The organism is Sphingomonas brevis, assembly GCF_023516505.1.
In the GTDB taxonomy this organism is placed as follows: Bacteria; Pseudomonadota; Alphaproteobacteria; order Sphingomonadales; family Sphingomonadaceae; genus Sphingomicrobium; species Sphingomicrobium breve.
This window is the reverse complement of sequence record NZ_JAMGBB010000001.1, coordinates 1,580,185-1,596,578: the sequence shown is the minus strand read 5'-3', so window position 1 is coordinate 1,596,578 and position 16,394 is coordinate 1,580,185. Positions and strand designations below refer to the sequence as shown.

The 16,394-nt window shown below is 63.0% G+C and carries 15 protein-coding genes; 7 read left to right on the top strand and 8 right to left on the bottom strand.

The features are described 5' to 3' along the window. Positions 1-43: 43 nt before the first annotated feature. Positions 44-1,624 (bottom strand): phosphoglycerate dehydrogenase, encoded by a 1,581-nt coding sequence (serA, locus tag LZ518_RS08120; protein WP_249915498.1) that lies wholly within the window; start codon positions 1,622-1,624, stop codon positions 44-46. Positions 1,625-1,714: 90 nt separating this feature from the next. Beyond that, on the bottom strand, positions 1,715-2,863 hold the full coding sequence (locus LZ518_RS08115) for a phosphoserine transaminase (protein ID WP_249915497.1): 1,149 nt from the start codon (positions 2,861-2,863) through the stop codon (positions 1,715-1,717). A 383-nt stretch (positions 2,864-3,246) separates the two neighbouring features. On the opposite strand from LZ518_RS08115, the gene LZ518_RS08110 reads away from it, so the two are divergent. The 3 genes from LZ518_RS08110 to xth all read left to right on the top strand — a co-directional run bounded on the left by LZ518_RS08110 (position 3,247) and on the right by xth (position 5,438). After that, positions 3,247-4,200, top strand: coding sequence for a M23 family metallopeptidase (locus tag LZ518_RS08110; protein ID WP_249915496.1), 954 nt, complete (start codon positions 3,247-3,249; stop codon positions 4,198-4,200). 43 nt (positions 4,201-4,243) lie between these two features. Further along, on the top strand, positions 4,244-4,561 hold the full coding sequence (locus tag LZ518_RS08105) for a HesB/IscA family protein (RefSeq protein WP_249916527.1): 318 nt from the start codon (positions 4,244-4,246) through the stop codon (positions 4,559-4,561). A gap of 103 nt (positions 4,562-4,664) precedes the next feature. Continuing rightward, on the top strand, positions 4,665-5,438 hold the full coding sequence (gene xth, locus LZ518_RS08100) for an exodeoxyribonuclease III (protein WP_249915495.1): 774 nt from the start codon (positions 4,665-4,667) through the stop codon (positions 5,436-5,438). Here the strand turns inward: xth and LZ518_RS08095 are convergent. Next, positions 5,435-5,992, bottom strand: a complete 558-nt coding sequence (locus LZ518_RS08095) for a cysteine hydrolase family protein (protein WP_249915494.1) — start codon at positions 5,990-5,992, stop codon at positions 5,435-5,437. The two genes, xth and LZ518_RS08095, sit on opposite strands and share 4 nt — an antisense overlap. A 3-nt stretch (positions 5,993-5,995) precedes the next feature. After that, positions 5,996-7,135, bottom strand: a complete 1,140-nt coding sequence (locus LZ518_RS08090) for an N-acetyltransferase (protein ID WP_249915493.1) — start codon at positions 7,133-7,135, stop codon at positions 5,996-5,998. A 131-nt stretch (positions 7,136-7,266) separates the two neighbouring features. Here LZ518_RS08090 and LZ518_RS08085 point away from each other — a divergent pair, with 131 nt between their 5' ends. Then, positions 7,267-8,358: a fatty acid desaturase family protein gene (locus LZ518_RS08085; RefSeq protein ID WP_431358215.1), complete on the top strand. Its 1,092-nt coding sequence runs from the start codon at positions 7,267-7,269 to the stop codon at positions 8,356-8,358. Between the two features lie 4 nt (positions 8,359-8,362). On the opposite strand, the gene lptG is transcribed toward LZ518_RS08085, so the two are convergent. Both lptG and LZ518_RS08075 read right to left on the bottom strand, forming a co-directional pair. Beyond that, positions 8,363-9,460, bottom strand: a complete 1,098-nt coding sequence (lptG, locus tag LZ518_RS08080; protein ID WP_249915492.1) for an LPS export ABC transporter permease LptG — start codon at positions 9,458-9,460, stop codon at positions 8,363-8,365. Continuing rightward, positions 9,457-10,686 (bottom strand): LptF/LptG family permease, encoded by a 1,230-nt coding sequence (locus LZ518_RS08075; RefSeq protein ID WP_249915491.1) that lies wholly within the window; start codon positions 10,684-10,686, stop codon positions 9,457-9,459. The genes lptG and LZ518_RS08075 overlap by 4 nt, the downstream gene beginning before the upstream one ends. 142 nt (positions 10,687-10,828) lie before the next feature. Between LZ518_RS08075 and LZ518_RS08070 the strand changes: the two genes are divergently transcribed. From LZ518_RS08070 to LZ518_RS08060, 3 genes are read left to right on the top strand one after another with little or no spacing between them, the layout of a single operon-like run. After that, positions 10,829-11,329 (top strand): DUF2141 domain-containing protein, encoded by a 501-nt coding sequence (locus LZ518_RS08070; protein ID WP_249915490.1) that lies wholly within the window; start codon positions 10,829-10,831, stop codon positions 11,327-11,329. Continuing rightward, positions 11,329-12,303 (top strand): diacylglycerol/lipid kinase family protein, encoded by a 975-nt coding sequence (locus LZ518_RS08065; protein WP_249915489.1) that lies wholly within the window; start codon positions 11,329-11,331, stop codon positions 12,301-12,303. The genes LZ518_RS08070 and LZ518_RS08065 overlap by 1 nt, the downstream gene beginning before the upstream one ends. 9 nt (positions 12,304-12,312) lie before the next feature. Beyond that, the gene (locus LZ518_RS08060) at positions 12,313-13,176 is read left to right on the top strand and encodes a hypothetical protein (protein WP_249915488.1); all 864 of its coding nucleotides are present in this window, start codon (positions 12,313-12,315) and stop codon (positions 13,174-13,176) included. Here the strand turns inward: LZ518_RS08060 and LZ518_RS08055 are convergent. Continuing rightward, positions 13,133-15,133 carry an ATP-binding protein gene (locus LZ518_RS08055; protein ID WP_249915487.1) on the bottom strand — a complete coding sequence of 667 codons (2,001 nt, stop codon included), beginning with the start codon at positions 15,131-15,133 and terminating at the stop codon, positions 13,133-13,135. The genes LZ518_RS08060 and LZ518_RS08055 overlap by 44 nt on opposite strands. Before the next feature lie 58 nt (positions 15,134-15,191). After that, the gene (gene spt, locus LZ518_RS08050; protein ID WP_249915486.1) at positions 15,192-16,394 is read right to left on the bottom strand and encodes a serine palmitoyltransferase; all 1,203 of its coding nucleotides are present in this window, start codon (positions 16,392-16,394) and stop codon (positions 15,192-15,194) included.

The window sequence follows — 16,394 nt, the reverse complement described above, 5'->3', positions numbered from 1 at the left end:
CCGAAGGCCGGTTCCTTGGCCGATGCGTACCAGGGCCTTCGCCTCAGAACCTCAGCGGCACGACGTCCCTGACGCCCTCCAGCTTCGCCAATGTCGCGACGACCTCGATCGGCACCTCGCCGTCGACAGCCACCAGCGCAACCGCTTCACCCAGCGCCTCGCGGCGGCCGAGGTTGAAGGTGGCGATGTTGATGCCGGCCTCGCCCAGTGCCGTTCCCAGCCGCCCGATGAAGCCCGGCGTGTCGGTGTTGACGATATAGATCATCGTGCCGCCTAGCTCGGCCTCGACCTCGACCCCGAACAGCTCGACCAGCCGCGGCGCCTTGTTGCCGAACAAGGTGCCGGCGACCCGCGCCGTGCCGTTCGACGTGCCGATTTCGACCGCCACAAGCGTGTGGTAGTCGCCTTCGCGGTCATGGCGAACCTCGCGCACATCGAGTCCCCGTTCCTTGGCCAGGAACGGTGCGTTGACCATGTTCACCGTCTGCGAATAGGTGCCCATCAGGCCTGCCAGCACGGCGCCGGTGATCGGCTTCTGGTTGAGCTGGGCCGCGGCTCCTTCGACTTCGACGGACACCGATCGGACGTCCTCGCCAAGAATCTGCCCGGCCAGTTTCCCCAGCTTTTCGGCAAGAGCCATATAGGGCCGCAGCCGCGGGGCCTCCTCCGCCGATAGCGATGGCATGTTGACCGCGTTGGTCACGCCGCCAAGCAGCAGATAGTCACTCATCTGCTCGGCTACCTGGATCGCAACATTGACCTGCGCTTCACTGGTCGACGCGCCGAGGTGGGGGGTCGAAATGAAATTGGGGGTGCCGAACAGCGGCGAGGCCGTCGCCGGCTCGGTCACGAACACGTCCAGCGCCGCGCCGGCGACGTGGCCGCTGTCCAACGCTTCCTTCAGCGCCTGCTCGTCGATCAGCCCGCCGCGCGCGCAATTGATGATCCTAACGCCCGGCTTGGTCTTGGCCAGATTCTCGCGGCTCAGGATGTTGCGTGTCTGGTCGGTCAGCGGCGTGTGCAGCGTGATGAAGTCGGCGCGCCTCAGCAACTCGTCCAGCTCGACCTTGTCGACCCCGAGCTCGACCGCCCGCTCGGGCGTCAGGAAGGGGTCGAACGCCGCGACCTTCATCCTCAGGCCCAGCGCCCGCGTGGCGACGATCGACCCGATGTTGCCGCAGCCGATCAGGCCGAGCGTCTTGCCGGTTACCTCGACGCCCATGAACCGGTTCTTTTCCCACTTGCCTGCCTGGGTCGAAGCATCCGCTTCGGGCAGCTGGCGGGCCAACGCGAACATCAGCGCGATTGCATGTTCGGCGGTCGTAATCGAGTTTCCGAACGGCGTGTTCATCACCACCACACCGCGTGCGGTGGCGGCGGGGATGTCGACGTTATCGACGCCGATTCCCGCCCGGCCCACGACCTTGAGATTGTCCGCGGCCTCAAGCAGTGCCTTGGTTACCTTGGTCGCCGACCGGATCGCCAGCCCGTCATATTCGCCGATAATCGCCCTGATCTCATCGGCGTTGAGGCCGGGCTTCTCATCGACCTCGATTCCCCGCTCGCGGAAAATCGCCGCCGCCCTGGGATCCATCTTGTCGGAAATGAGAACTTTTACTGTCATTTTTAAATACTTTCGTCATTCCCGCGAAAGCGGGAACCCAGTCCGGCTTCGCGCTTGCTTGCTGGGTCCCCGCCTTCGCGGGGATGACGATCAAGGGTTGAGTTCGCTCCAGGCCCAATCGAGCCATGGCCCGAGCGCCTCGATATCGGCAGTGTCGACGGTCGCGCCGCACCAGATGCGCAGGCCCGGCGGCGCATCGCGATAGCTGGCGATGTCATAGGCCGCTCTTGCCTCCTCAAGCAGCGTGGTGAAGCGCTTGATAAAGCTGGCGTCAGCCCCGTCGACCGTCAGGCAGACGCTGGTTTTCGACCGGCTCGCCGGGTTCTGAGCCAGATGTCCCAGCCAGTTGCGAGCCAAGACGATGCGATCGAGCGCGGCGGCGTTGGCCTGGGTCCGAGCGATCATCCCATTGAGGCCGCCGGCCGACCTGGCCCATTCGAGTGCGAAGATCGCATCCTCGACTGCCAGCATCGACGGCGTGTTGATCGTTTCGCCGGAAAAGATGCCCTCGATCAGCTTGCCGCCCCCGGCCTGCGCCGGGGCAGGCTTCGTCATGCGGAAGATCTTCGGCAGCGGCCTGTCGGGCGTGTAGGTTTCCAATCGCTCGACGGCGCGCGGACCGAGGATCAGCACGCCATGCGCGCCCTCTCCGCCCAGGACCTTCTGCCAGCTGAAGGTCGCCACATCGATCTTGTCCCAAGGCAAATCGTAGGCGAACACCGCGCTGGTCGCGTCGGCGAAACTCAGCCCCTCGCGGTCCGCCGCAATCCACTCGCCGTCGGGGACCCGGACCCCCGACGTCGTCCCGTTCCAGGTGAACAGCACGTCGTTCGACCAATCGACCTCGCCGAGGTCGGGAAGCTCGCCATAGCCTGCACGGATTACCGTTGGGTCGAGCCGCAACTGCTTGACGGCATCGGTTACCCAGCCTTCGCCGAAGCTTTCCCAGGCGAGACAGGTTACCGGCCGTGCGCCCAGCATCGACCACATTGCCATTTCGAATGCGCCAGTGTCCGATCCAGCAACGATGCCGATGCGATGAGTATCGGGCAGCTCAAGCATTTCGCGCATCAGATCGATGCAATATTTGAGCCGCTGCTTGCCGAGGCCACTGCGATGCGACCTGCCAAGGACTTGGGTATGGATTTTATCGGAACTCCAGCCCGGCGGCTTAGCGCAGGGTCCGGAAGAAAAATGCGGGCGCAACGGGCGCACCGCAGGTGGGGTATTCGTCAACATAACTCTCCTTGCAGAGAGCACGCGCCGCGTTGGGACGGCGTGGCCCGCTGCAGGATGTAGCTGGGTTTTCAACTAGCCGTTAGTGGCAATTTTGCACCTGCGAAGGATTCGCCGGCGTCATGATTTACCCTGATAAATTCCGGTTAATTAGTTAACCTACCGCAACTTTGATCAACGGTTCGTCCCAGTCACCCTGCGCTTCACCCCTTAAGGGGGAACATAAGGTTGTAATGCTTAACCCCTAGGGGTCAGAGTTTCGCTTCCGACAAGCGAGGGCAATCGCCTGTCGGATCAAGCGGGGCTGGGGAGCTCCATAACCGAACGGATTCTGCGCCGGGCGTCTTTGCGCCTGGTGCCAGTGAATTGAGGAGTTGGCTGGAGCCATGACCCAAGCGGCGATCGCGACCAAGAGGTTGTTCCAAACCCGCGACCTGTTTGTCCACGACGGCAATCATCTTCGCCGCCTGCGCGTTTCGGCGCCGGTGCAGATGACAATGCTCCTTGTCATGGTGCTGTTGTTTGCCTGGTCGGCCTATTCGGCAATTCGCCTGTTCATCTCCCCCTCGATTTCAGCAACGGCCGCTCCGGCGGCCGTTTCTTCGGATATCGCTCGCCTCGCCGCCGCGACCGAGGCCCGGGTTCACCAGATTGAAGAGCGGCAGAAGATTCTTGCGGCGATGATTTCCGGCCAAAAGGTGGATCCGGCCGTGATTGCCAAGCTCGGCTATGTCGATGCGCTTGGTCAGGGCGCCCAGGGCGGCCCGTTCGACAGCGCCAGCCAGTCCGACCCGACCTTCAAATCATTGTTTACCAGCTGGAAGAAGCTCGACAACCTCGCCGACGGCGCCATCGCCGTTCCTTCCGAAAAGCCTGTCCGCACCGCCGAGTTCACCTCCGGCTATGGCACCCGCACCGATCCGTTCCGCGGCGGCGCCGCGCGCCACCAGGGCATCGACCTTGCGGCACCGGTCGGCACCCCGATCTATGCCACGGCCGACGGCATGGTCTCGGCGGCCGGCTGGAACAGCGGCGGCTATGGAAATCTTATCAAGCTCGACCATGGCCGCGGCATCGAAACCCGCTACGGCCACCTCTCGGCGATCCTGGTCAGCCCGGGACAGCATGTTGTCCGCGGCCAGCAGATCGCGCGCATGGGCTCGACCGGCCGTTCGACCGGCAGCCACCTTCATTATGAAGTCCGGATCGACGATCATGCCGTCAATCCTATCCCGTTCATGAAGTCGAACGACTATCTGCTGGCGATGCAGAAGAACGGTGCCGGCACCCATTCGATGGACGCCGTTGCTCTCGGTGGCCCGAACAGCGCCAAGCGCTAACCTTGCCGCTTGAACGCCGCGAGCCTATCTCGCGGTTGTGAACATGGTCAGCCTCTCCCCCAGCGCAGCCAAGCGCGTCGCCTTCATCGCCACCAGGCAAGGCAAGGCTGCCGTACTCCGCCTGTCGGTTGACGGCGGCGGCTGCGCGGGTTTCACCTACAAGTTCGAGCTTGGCGAGCCTGAAGCGGACGATCAGGTAACCAGCACGGACGGCGTTGATCTGGTGATCGACCCGGTCAGCCTCGAGCTGCTGCAAGGATCCGAAGTCGACTATGTCGAGGATTTGGGCGGCGCCTCGTTCAAAGTGACTAATCCCAATGCCGCGTCGGGCTGTGGTTGCGGCTCAAGCTTCAGCGTCTAGCGTCTAGCGTCATTGCGAGGAGTAAAGCGACGCGGCAATCCATGCGCCCCTGGATTGCTTCGCCATGCTCGCAATGACGAGTTCGTTTGGGTAGGTGACGGGTATGAAGCTCGTCACTTTCAACATCAATGGCATCCGCGCACGGCTGCCACGCCTCCTCGAATATCTCGAGCGTGAGGCGCCTGACGTTGTCTGCCTGCAGGAGCTGAAGTGCGCCGACGATTCACTGCCGATCGGCGACATCGAAGGGGCGGGCTATCATGCGGTTTGGCACGGCCAGAAGGGCTTCAATGGTGTTGCCATCCTCGCCAGGGGCAAGCAGCCCGGCCTTCGGCAAATAGGATTGCCCGGAGATCCGGACGACACCCATAGCCGCTACATCGAAGCCGACGTCGACGGCCTGGTGGTGGCGTCGATCTACCTTCCCAACGGCAATCCCATCGGCACCGAGAAATTCGAATATAAGCTCAGCTGGATGAACCGGCTGCGCCAGCGGGCGGCGGCGATCCTTGAGGAGGAACGGCCGGCGGTCCTTGCCGGCGACTTCAATGTCATTCCGGAGGATCGCGACACCTTCTCCCGCCGGGCCATGGCCAATGACGCGCTGTTCCAGCCGGAAAGCCAGGCCGCCTTCCGTCGCATCGTCAATCAGGGATGGACCGATGCGTTGAGGACGCTGCATCCCGATGAAGAGCGGCTCTATACCTTCTGGGATTATACGGCCGGCGCCTGGCCGCGAGACGCGGGCTTCCGCATCGACCACCTGCTCTGCTCGCCCCAGGCCGCGGACCGGCTGCGCAGCGCGGAAGTCCATAAATGGGCAAGAGGCGAGGAAAAGGCCTCCGACCACGCCCCGGTAATGATCGAACTGGCTTAGGCCTTCAGCAAGTCCGCGGTCGACAGGACCTTGCAGAATTCGAAGCCCAGTGTCGCGACATGCGCGGCCTGGACTGCCTCTGCCGGGATCCTGCCCCCTTTGCCGTCGGGTAACTCGAAGCAATCGCAAGCGTCGTCGGCAAGCAGCATGTCCCAGCCCATGTTCGATCCGGTACGAACGGTGGTCGACACGCACATGTCGGTCGAAATGCCGAATGCGACGACATGACGGGCGCCGAGCCGGCGCAGCCTCAGGTCGAGGTCCGTGCCGATGAAGGCGCTGTTGACGCTCTTGCTGACTACAGGCTCACCGTCCTGAGGCTCGAACCCAGGCCGGAACCGGTTGCCGTCAGTCCCGCCGCCCAGCGTCGATCCTTCGGCGACCGAATCATGGCGGACATGGATGATCGGCCGACCGGCCTCGCGCCATTTGCAGAGCAAGGCCCGCCCATTCTCGTCGACACGGTCATTCCAGCGCTTCGGCCAGGGCGGACCATCAAATGCCCGCTGCATGTCGATTGGCAGCAATACGGTCCGGTTCCAGTCGATATCCATGAATCACAGCGCCTTTTGATAGATCCGGTAAGTGTGATTGATCCCGGCGCCAGGCAATTGGGCGATCGACATCATCCCCTGATTATCTTCAAGCACCCAGCCGAACTCGCCAATGTAGATGCCATATTTGTCGACGCAGACCCGGCGGGTGAACTCGATCAGCATGAAGGCAAGCTGGCTCGCCATGCGGCCGCCCTGGAGCGATTTGCGCACGCCCATCAAGGGTACGCGCACCCGGCGGGTCGTCACTTTGTGGAGCCGCCACAGCAGCTTGATGAACCCGAACGGAAACAGCTTCCCGTTAAGGTCGCGGATCATCTCGTTCATGTCGGGAATTGTGATCATGAACGCCATCGGCTCACCGTCTACCTCGGCGATCTTCACCAGATCCTCGACGATGATCGGCTTCAGCTTCTTGCCCGCATAAGCGATTTCGGCGTCAGTCAGCGGGACAAAGCCCCAATTGTCCGACCAGGCGTCATTCAAAATGTCGAGGATGATCGCCGCTTCCTTGTCGAAGTTGGACTTGTCGACATCGCGAATTCGGATGCGGTCGTTGGCCTCGCCCGACTTGATGAGCCGCTCGATCACCGGGATCATGTCGATCCGGATATCAAGCTCAAATGTATGGAGGTCCTTCGCTTTCCCGTATCCGGCCGCCTCAATCCATGCCCGATATTCGGGGCGGTGATGGCCCATCATGACCAGGGGCGCCTCATCGAATCCCTCGATCAGCAGCCCCGGCTCATCCCAAATGGATATTGAGATGGGCCCCAGGGCGCTGGTCATTCCCTCGCCCCGAAGCCAGTCCTCGGCCGTCGCGATCAGAACGGCGGCGGACTCCCCGTCAAGCGCTTCGAACATGCCCCACTGGCCGGTGCCCGGCTGCATATGGGTCTGCACCAGATCGTCTATCTGGGCGCTGATGCGGCCGACGATCTTGCCGTCGCGCTCCGCCAGCCACAGCTGCGCCTTGCCGTGCCCGAACCAGGGGTTCTTCCTGGGATCGAGCAGTCCATGGACCTCGTCCTTAAGGGGCGGAACCCAGCTTGGGTCGTGCTCATAAACCTCCCAGGCGAAGTCGACGAATGCCTTGCGGTCGGCCTTGTTCAAAACCGGGCGGATGACAATTTCTGAGCTCATGGCCCTGTCCGTTGCAGGAGGCAGGGATTGGCGCAACCGATTAATCGCTTGTGCCAGGGCGCCGCTGGCCCGTGCGTGGCCCTTTCACCGCCACGATGGTGCCACTATCTCCTGCAAGTGGCCGCAATCCCATGAATAAGTCAGTCGCCCTTGACCGCGTTTGCGCACCCGTTCCCGCCGGCGGAGCCGTGCCCCTGCCACGCGGCGACGATAAGGCGATGCTCAAGGCAGCCGCCAATCTGACCCGCGACCTCAATGTTGCAAGGCCGGCCATTTACTGGGGCGACATGCTTGGCTCGGCCCTGATCGGCTATGGCGGCCTCACCATCGCCATTGTCGCCAACTCGACCCTGTTAGCGGTCGCGGCCGGCCTGATTGCGGTCCTGGCGCTCTATCGCGCCGGCAGCTTCATTCATGAGATCACTCATTTGAAGCCCAACGCCGTGCCCGGCTTTTACTGGGCGTGGAACGCGCTGGTCGGAATTCCGCTACTGATACCGTCCTTCATGTACGAAGGCGTTCATAATCAGCACCATGCCAAGACATATTACGGGACGGCCGAGGATCCGGAATATCTGCCACTGGCGCTGATGCATCCCTGGACTCTTCCCGTGTTCCTGATCGCCGCGGCGCTTGCCCCGGTCGGCATGCTGATCCGGTTCGGAATATTGGCCCCGCTTTCGATGCTTTCGCCAGGCCTGCGCGAAGCGGTGGTCGCCAAATATTCGGGGCTGCAAATCAATCCGCGCTTCCGCCGGCCGTTTCCGGCCGGTGACTTCAAGCGCCGCTGGACGATCCAGGAAGCCGCCGCCAGCGTCTGGGCGATCAGCCTGCTCGCACTGGTCGCGACGGGTATCGTCCCGCTGCGCGCCTTCCTGATGTTCATCGTCATTTCCTCAGGCGTGATGTTCCTGAACCAGATCCGCACGCTCGTCGCTCATCTATGGGAGAATGACGGCGAGCCGATGACGGTGACCGAACAATATCTCGACAGCGTCAACGTCCCGCCGCCGGCGACAATGCCGGCGCTTTGGGCGCCGGTCGGGCTCCGCTACCATGCGCTCCATCATCTGTTGCCGGGGCTGCCCTACCATGCGCTGGGCGAGGCTCATCGCCGGATATCCGCCGAGCTTGACGCGGAGTCGCCTTACTATCGTTCGAATTACCCCGGCCTGTCGCCGCTGGTCGTGAGGCTCGCCGTCAGCAGCTGGAAGGGCCGCTAATCCTCTACTCTTCCTGCCTGATCAGGACGAACTCGCCGATCAGTAGGAACAGCAGGAACGGCGCCCACGCAGCCAGGAACGGCGGGTAAGCGCCATAATTGCCCAGCGCCAGGCTGAAGTTGTCGGCCACGAAATAGGTGAAGCCCAGCGCCATGCCGATCGTTGCGCGGAGCAGCACATGTCCCGACCGCGCCAACCCGAAGGCCGCGGTTGCCGCGAGCAATGGCATCAGCATGGTGGAGAGCGGGCCACTGATCTTGTGCCACCAGCCGGTCCTCGCTTCATCGGTTGGCCGTCCCGCCGCCGCCAGTGCGTCGATTTCCCCGCGAAGCGCGACGAAGTCCCGCTCGTCGGGATCGACCCGGGCGAGGGTGAAGCGGCTCGGCTCGACGTCCCGCAGGACGATTTCCTGCGGCCGGCTCATGACGATGTTCATCCGGGCATCGTAGGTTCGGACCTTATCCAACCGCCAGCCGCCCGGAACCTGCACGGCCCGTTCGCCGTCGGTCACGCTGGCCAGCGCGCCATGCTCGCGGCCATAAATGGAAACGTCGTGCAGCTCGGTTTTCGCCCCCCGGCCGGTAACGATGCGTGCCCGGACGATATTGTCTCCATCGCGGATCCAAACGTTTGAAAGGATGCCGCTGGCGGGCGGGATCGGCTTATAGTCCGCGTCGGTCCAGGCATTGATCGTGCGTGCCGACTTGACCACGACCAGTTCATTGAAGGCGAACAGCGCGACGGCGACACCGAAGCTGGCGACAATCATCGGCGCCAGGATCTGATGGGCCGACAGTCCGGCTGCCTTCATTGATACGACTTCGCTGTGCTGGTTCAGGCCGGCGAAGGCGATCAGCGCCCCGAGCAGGACCGAGAAAGGCAGGAATCGCGAAACCAGCAGCGGGACGCGCAGCGACACATAGCGCCACAGCTCAGCCTCGCCATTGCCGGGCACCTTCAGGATTTTGCCGGACTCCCCGAGCAGGTCGAGAGTCATCAGCACCAAGACCAACATGATCAATACGGCCAGGCTGCGGGTCAGGAACAGTCGCGCGGCGTAAAGCGCCAGTTGGCGCGAAGGCATGAAGTCGAGGTTGATCATGCCGTGCTCTCGATCCGCTTGAACTTGCGCTTCGGCGTGACCTTGCGAACGGTTTTGCCCACCTTCGTGAATATGGCCTCGAGCGCGCCGATCGGCTGGCCTCCGGGCCGATGGGCGAGGACGTGGTACATCCACAGGATCAGTATCACCAATGCAATGAACGGAAGCCACAGCGCGAGCTCGGGCTGCATGCGACCCTGAGCGCCGGCATCTTCGGCATATTGGTTGATCTTGTGATAGGTCACCACCAGCACGATTCCGACAAAAATGCCGAGCGAGCTGTTACTTCGCTTGGGCGGGACCGCCAGCGCGACGCCCAGCAGCGGAAGCATCAGCATCATCGCGATCTCGACCAGCCGGAAATGGAGATTTGCCCGCGCGGCAAGTTCATGCTCTCTGCTCGGAGCCTTGCCGCCATATGCGCGAGACCAGACTTCCGGGAGCACCAGTTCCTTTTCGATATTGCCGCCCCGCCCGCGAAAGGCGTCCGTCGCGGGAAGGTTGATCGGCAGATCATAGCTGTTGAACGACAGCGTCCTGGGTGTCGCGAAGTTCGGACCTTCCTGCACCAGGCGGCCTCGCTTCAGGCGAAAGATGATGATGTCGGGATCGTCAGTTGAAAGGAACTGACCTTCGGCAGCGGTCGCGGAAATGCGGGTGCCGGATTTATCGTCGAGCGCGGTGAAGATGCCGCGAAGCCGGGTGCCGTTCTGCTCGCTGCCGTCGATGCGGAGGGTCATTCGCCGCCCGAACTGGTTGAATTCGCCGACCTTGATCGACGCGCCCAACGCCCCTGACTTCAGTTCGAACCGAAGCCCCTCGTAACGGTAGCGCGCATAGGGATCGACCCAGCCGACGATGGCGATGTTGACCAGCAACAGGCCGATCGCGAAAATATACGGAACCCGCAGCAGGCGCGCATAGCTGATGCCGATGCCCCGCATCGCATCCAGTTCAGACGACAGCGCCAGCTTGCGGAACGCGAGGATGATTCCGAGCAGCAGTCCGATCGGAATGCCAAGCGAGAAATATTCGGGAAGCAGGTTGGCGAGCATCCGCCAGACGACGCTGACCGGTCCGCCGGCGTTGATCACGAAATCGAACAGCCTCAGCATCTTGTCGAGCACGAGCAGCATTGCCGCTAGCACCAGCGTTCCGATCAACGGAACCGCGATGTTTCGCGCAAGATAGCGATCGACTAGCTGCAAGCTTGAGACCCTCGGCACCTTTTCGTCCACGCGGCACCATGATTTGGCCGCAAAGCGGGCCGACACGGCTACCGGGGCGTCGGGCCTCGCCGATTCCGAATGCGGGAATGGGCAGAGCCGCGGCGCCGCTTGTGCCTATAGCGAAGCGGTTGGGAAAATCATGTCCAAATCGGCGATCCCCGTGTTGATCGGTGGCGCTGCCCTTTCGGCGGCGACGACGGCGCTCGCCCTGGCTGTCCCGGCCGGCACTGCCACCGACTGTACGGCAGGCAAGCCCTCCGTGCTGGTCCATGTCGCGGGCCTCAAGCAACCGCGCGGACAGTTGAAAGTATCGCTTTATGGCGGAGACGCCGATCGCTGGCTGTCCAAGGGCGGCCGCATCGGCAAGGTCAAGGTTCCCGTCACCGGCACCGCAATGGACATTTGCATGCCGGTGCCTGCACCGGGGCGGTACGCCGTCGCGGTACATCATGATTTCAACCGCAATGGTGGGCGCGACCGGCAGGATGGCGGAGGCTATTCCCGCGATCCCAAAGTCAGCCTGTTCAATCCAAAGCCGTCCTTTTCCAAGGCCGCCTTCACGGTTGGCAACGGCCCGGCTCGGGTTGGCGTCAGGTTGCTCTATGTCAAAGGCCTTGGCGTAGGGCCTGCGGGCAGCTGATGGCACGGCCTCGGATCGCCCTGATCAGCAATCCCAGGTCGACGGGCAATCTTGCCCAGCTTCCGCGTATCCGCGCCTTTTGCGCCGAACATCCCGATATCTTCCATTACGAGGTGGAAGCAGCCAGCCAGATTGGCGACGCGATGCGGACCATCGCCCGGATCGAACCGGCGGTGCTCGCGATTAATGGCGGCGACGGCACGGTACAGGCCGTCCTGACCGAGCTTCACAATGGCGGCTACTTCGGCACCGCGGCGCCACCGGTAGCTGTCCTGCCCAGTGGCAAGACCAATTTGATCGCCCTGGACCTTGGTGCGCGAGGCGATCCGGTGGAAGCGCTCGACAAGCTGCTGGGCATCGCTCGGGCCGACATGTCGCCCTATTTGGTCGCGCGCGAACTGATCTCGTTGTCCGGCGGAGAGACCGGGATCACCCCGGTCATCGGCATGTTCCTCGGCGGCGCCGGGCTTGCCGACATCATGCTCTATTGCCGCGAGCGGGTCTATCCGCTGGGCCTGCCCAACAGCATCAGCCATTTCATCACCGCCATCGCGGTGGTGGTGCGGCAATTGTTTGGCTTGCGCGCAAGTTTCCTGCCGCCCGAACCGGAAATGATGAGCATCCAGGTCCGCCGCGAAGGGGCGATTACCGCGCGCTTTTCCTTCATGTTCGTCACCACGCTCGAACGGCTGCTGCTGTCCCACGAGGTAGGCTCGGGGGGCAGCGGCCCGCTTAAATTCGTTGCCGTGGAGCAGAAGCCCTTCACGCTGCTTCGCGCATTCTTGGCCAGCCTGGTCGGCGATCTCGGCTGGACTAAGCTCGACGGGGTTCATGTCGAGGAAGCCGACGAAATCGCGATCGAAGGGGATGCGAGCAAGGTTATTCTCGACGGCGAGACCTTTCGTGCAGGTGTCGGCAAGCCGATCCTGCTTCGCCCGGCTCAGCCGCTGTCGTTCGTGCGCCTCGCCGCTTGAGGCGAACCAATGGCTGAACTACTTCCCGAGCTGGTCGAGGCGGAGTTGCGCCAACCGGTCGATCCGAGGGTTGCCGCCATGGCCGCGGCAATCGCGGCGAAACATGGCACTGCGAGCCGCGCGGTCCTCTTCTACGGCAGCTGCCTTCGCGAAAAGCAGCTCGAAGGGCTGATGCTCGATTTCTATCTGATCGTGTCCGATTACCGATCGGCTTATGAAAAGCCATGGCTGGCGCGGGCGAACCAGCTGATTCCGCCCAATGTATTTCCCTTCCAGAGTGATGGCCTCGCGGCCAAATATGCCGTGCTTAGCGAGCGGGATTTTTATCGGCTCAACGGGCCGGAAACCCGTAGCGTTTCGGTGTGGGCGCGCTTTGCTCAGCCATCGCGCCTGGCGTGGAGCGCGGACATGGCCGCTCAAAGTTCTGCGGTCATGGCGGTATCGCGTGCCGCGCCGACCCTGCTCGCCGCGGCGGGCAGGATAAAGGGGGAGCCGGTGCTCGACTGGTGGCGCCGGGCGTTCGCGCTGACCTATTCGGCCGAACTTAGGGCCGAGCGCAAAGGGCGGGCCGGGTCGGTGGTCGACGCCGATCTGGACCGCTACGAACGATTTTCACCGGCGGCGGTCGCTGCGATCGATCCGGCGATTCCAGGCGGCGGCTGGCTGCGTCGCAGGGTCGAAGGCAAGCTGCTTTCGGTCATTCGGCTCGCCAAGGCCAGCGCGACCTATGCCGGTGGGGCCGAATATATTGCGTGGAAGATCAATCGCCACGCCGGCACCAGCATCGAATTGAAGCCGTGGCAGAAACGGCACCCGCTTCTGGCAGCGATCAGCCTGCTGCCGCGGCTCCTCCGATCGGGCGCGATTCGGTAGGCCGGCGGGCGATGGCTCCGGCGACCGCACTGGCCAGGGTGCTGACGGTGAAGGGTTTTCTCAGCAGGTCATAGCCAACGAGTTCGTCGCCGTCGCCTTCGCCAACATAGCCGGTGACGAACAGCACCGCGACATCGGAGCGGCGCGATTTAAGCTCGCGAACCATTTCCGGCCCAGTCATTTCAGGCATGATCACGTCGGAAATGACCAGGTCGAACTCCATGCTGTCGAACAGCGCCAGCGCTTCTGCCCCGCTGGAACAGGCGATCGGCTCATAGCCGAGGTCCTCAAGCGCCCCGACCGTCGCGGTCCGGACTCGCGGATCGTCCTCGACAAGCAGGAGTCGCGCTCCAGGTACGGTCATATCCTCCTCTGCCTTGGCCTGCATCGCCGGATGGGTCCGGACATTGCTGGCTTGGGCTTCGGTCCGCGGCAGGTAGATCGACACCGTGGTCCCTTTACCCACTTCGCTTTCGATTCCGACCTCGCCGCCGGACTGGTGAGCGAAGCCGAAAATCTGGCTAAGCCCCAGGCCGGTCCCCTTGCCGACCGCTTTGGTCGTGAAGAAGGGTTCGAAGGCCCGTTCCCTGACCTCTGCGGTCATGCCGCAACCCGTATCCTTCACTTGGATCACGAGATATTCGCCGGCCCGAATGTCTCCGACTGCGTTGGCCTGCAATTTCCGATTATGCGTACGGATGGTAAGTTTTCCGGTTCCATCCATGGCATCGCGCGCGTTAACCGCGAGATTGAGAATCGCATTCTCAAGCTGATGCGGGTCGACGAAGACCGGCCAGGCGTCCTCGGCCAACTTGGTCGTAACCTTAATCCGCTCTCCCAGCGTGCGGTCGAGTAACTCGTTCATGCCGGCCAACAGGATCGAGGCGTCAAGCCGCTCCGGAAGCAGCGGCTCGGAGCGGGCAAACGACAGCAGCCGGCGGGTCAAGGCGGCAGCGCGCGTCGCGCCCTCCATTGCGTTGGTAAGGTGGGCCATCACTTCGCGCCGCGGTCCGTCCAGCCGGCGCCGGGCAAGGTCGATGCCGCCAACCACCACGGCCAGCATATTGTTGAAGTCATGAGCAATGCCGCCGGTCAGCTGACCGACAGCTTCCATCTTCTGGACCTGACGAAGCTGAGCCTCGGCCGCCTGGCGCTCGATCGCCTCCGCCTTCAGCGCCTGGTTGGCCTCCCACAGTTCCTGGGTCCGTTCACGGACCGCCTGCTCAAGCACCTGGGCGCGCTCTGCCTCGTTTTCTGCTTCGCGCCGCGCCGTCACGTTCTGCCGCAGTGCCTGGACGGCGATATAACCCATGAAGATGGCGAACAGCCCGACGATCACGCCGAGCCAGCTCAGATAGTCGGTAAGCCGGTCGGCTTCTGCGGAAAAGAACTGGGATTCCTCGATTTTCTGTGACAGCGCGCCCCGCTCGGCTTCCGCTATTTCGACCAGCTTGGCCCTTAACCGGGTCCCCGTATCCGCCAGCTCGCCCTGCTTGAGCGAGATCGAATAATAATAGCGGAGGCCGTAGTCCTTCTGGCGCGCGGAGCTGTAGCGGGCGACGTCGCTGAACTGCTGCCCGCGTTCGTTGAACAGCTGTTTCAGTTCTTCGACCCGACGGCGCTGCGCGGCGTCGGTCGAAACCGATCGCTCCAGCTGGGAAATCTGCTGTCCGGCGAGGCGCCATTGGGCATAGTAGCGGCTGCCGCTGATCGCCGCATTTTGGTCTAGGGCAAACCGCCCCACGGCAGCCTCGGCGCGAGCGATGCTGGCATCGGCCGTGCGGGTCAGCAGGGCCACGTCATAGGCGTGCCGCTCGGCCTGAAGAGCCTTGTCGCGTGCGCTGTTGGTGATCGCGACCAGCACGACCATGCCGAGGAGAACCAGCGTGGCGAACAGCGCCACCGCCGCGGCGCCCCCGCGGCGCCAGTCGAACCTGGGTTCTTCCGCTGGCGTCATGATGTCACTGTAACCGCCGGATTCCTTGGGCGAAACCCCCTCGAAAATAAGCTGTGGATCAGCCGATCACGCCGGTCTTTCGGCCGGCCGCCTCAAACATGCCGAGAATCTCGTCGACCTGTTCGCTCGAGTGCTCGGCGCATAGCGAGCAGCGAAGCAGGGTCATACCCGCCGGCGTTGCCGGCGGCCGGGCGAGATTGACGTAAAGCCCTTCGTGCAGCAGCGCCTCCCACATCGCAGCGCCGCGTTCGAGGTCGGGCATGATCACCGCAAGGATGGCCGATTGCGGTTCGTCCGTGCCCAGGGTGAAGCCCAATGCCTTGAGCCCGGCATGCAGCTTCTTGCTGTTTTCCCAGAGATGGGCGCGCTTGTTCGACCCGTGCATCAGCTTGCGAATGGAGGTCGCGGCAGTCGCCACCACGCTAGGCGGCAGCGACGCGGTGAACACATAAGGCCGGCAGACTAGCCGCAGGATCTCGAACTTGGGGTGGTTTGAGACACAGAACCCGCCGACCGTCCCGACCGATTTCGAAAATGTGCCGACGATAAAGTCGACGTCATCCATTACCCCCTGCGCCTCGGCAACGCCGCGACCATGCTCGCCGATGAAGCCCATCGAATGCGCCTCGTCGACCAGCACCATCGCGCCATGGGCCTTGGACACGGCCACCATTTCCTTGAGCGGCGCAATGTCGCCCAGCATCGAATAGACGCCCTCCAGCACCACCAGCTTGCCGGCTCCCGGCGGGACTCGCTGGAGGCGCTTCTCCAGCGCGCCGATGTCATTGTGGCGGAACGGCACGATCTGGGCATTGCCCAGCGCGCACCCGTCATAGATCGACGCGTGGCTGTCGATGTCGAGAATGATGTAATCGTCCTTGCCGGCCACCGTCGAAATAATTCCGAGGTTGGCCTGGTAGCCGGTCGAAAACACCATGGCATGGTCCATGGCGTAAAAGTCCATCAGCGCCTGCTCGACCGCCTTGTGACCGGCATATGTGCCGTTGAGGACGCGGCTGCCGGTGGTGCCGGAACCATATTCGTCGAGTGCCTGCTTGCCGGCTTCGACCACATCGGGGTCGAAGGTCATTCCCATGTAATTGTAGGTGCCGAGCAGGATGGTCTCGCGGCCGTTGCAAATGGCGACCGTCGGCGAAATCACCTTTTCCATGACCAGCCCGAACGGATCGGTGAGGCCGGTCGAAAGCAATTGCTCGCGGGTTTCGATCAGTGGATCGAACTTGGAAAACAGGTCGCTCAA

Bases quoted from the DNA above. Each gene is read 5' to 3' on its own strand.
- serA (WP_249915498.1), bottom strand. From the start codon at position 1,624: ATGACAGTAAAAGTTCTCATTTCCGACAAGATGGATCCCAGGGCGGCG.
- LZ518_RS08115 (WP_249915497.1), bottom strand. From the start codon at position 2,863: ATGTTGACGAATACCCCACCTGCGGTGCGCCCGTTGCGCCCGCATTTT.
- LZ518_RS08110 (WP_249915496.1), top strand. From the start codon at position 3,247: ATGACCCAAGCGGCGATCGCGACCAAGAGGTTGTTCCAAACCCGCGAC.
- LZ518_RS08105 (WP_249916527.1), top strand. From the start codon at position 4,244: ATGGTCAGCCTCTCCCCCAGCGCAGCCAAGCGCGTCGCCTTCATCGCC.
- xth (WP_249915495.1), top strand. From the start codon at position 4,665: ATGAAGCTCGTCACTTTCAACATCAATGGCATCCGCGCACGGCTGCCA.
- LZ518_RS08095 (WP_249915494.1), bottom strand. From the start codon at position 5,992: ATGGATATCGACTGGAACCGGACCGTATTGCTGCCAATCGACATGCAG.
- LZ518_RS08090 (WP_249915493.1), bottom strand. From the start codon at position 7,135: ATGAGCTCAGAAATTGTCATCCGCCCGGTTTTGAACAAGGCCGACCGC.
- LZ518_RS08085 (WP_431358215.1), top strand. From the start codon at position 7,267: ATGAATAAGTCAGTCGCCCTTGACCGCGTTTGCGCACCCGTTCCCGCC.
- lptG (WP_249915492.1), bottom strand. From the start codon at position 9,460: ATGATCAACCTCGACTTCATGCCTTCGCGCCAACTGGCGCTTTACGCC.
- LZ518_RS08070 (WP_249915490.1), top strand. From the start codon at position 10,829: ATGTCCAAATCGGCGATCCCCGTGTTGATCGGTGGCGCTGCCCTTTCG.
- LZ518_RS08065 (WP_249915489.1), top strand. From the start codon at position 11,329: ATGGCACGGCCTCGGATCGCCCTGATCAGCAATCCCAGGTCGACGGGC.
- LZ518_RS08060 (WP_249915488.1), top strand. From the start codon at position 12,313: ATGGCTGAACTACTTCCCGAGCTGGTCGAGGCGGAGTTGCGCCAACCG.
- LZ518_RS08055 (WP_249915487.1), bottom strand. From the start codon at position 15,133: ATGACGCCAGCGGAAGAACCCAGGTTCGACTGGCGCCGCGGGGGCGCC.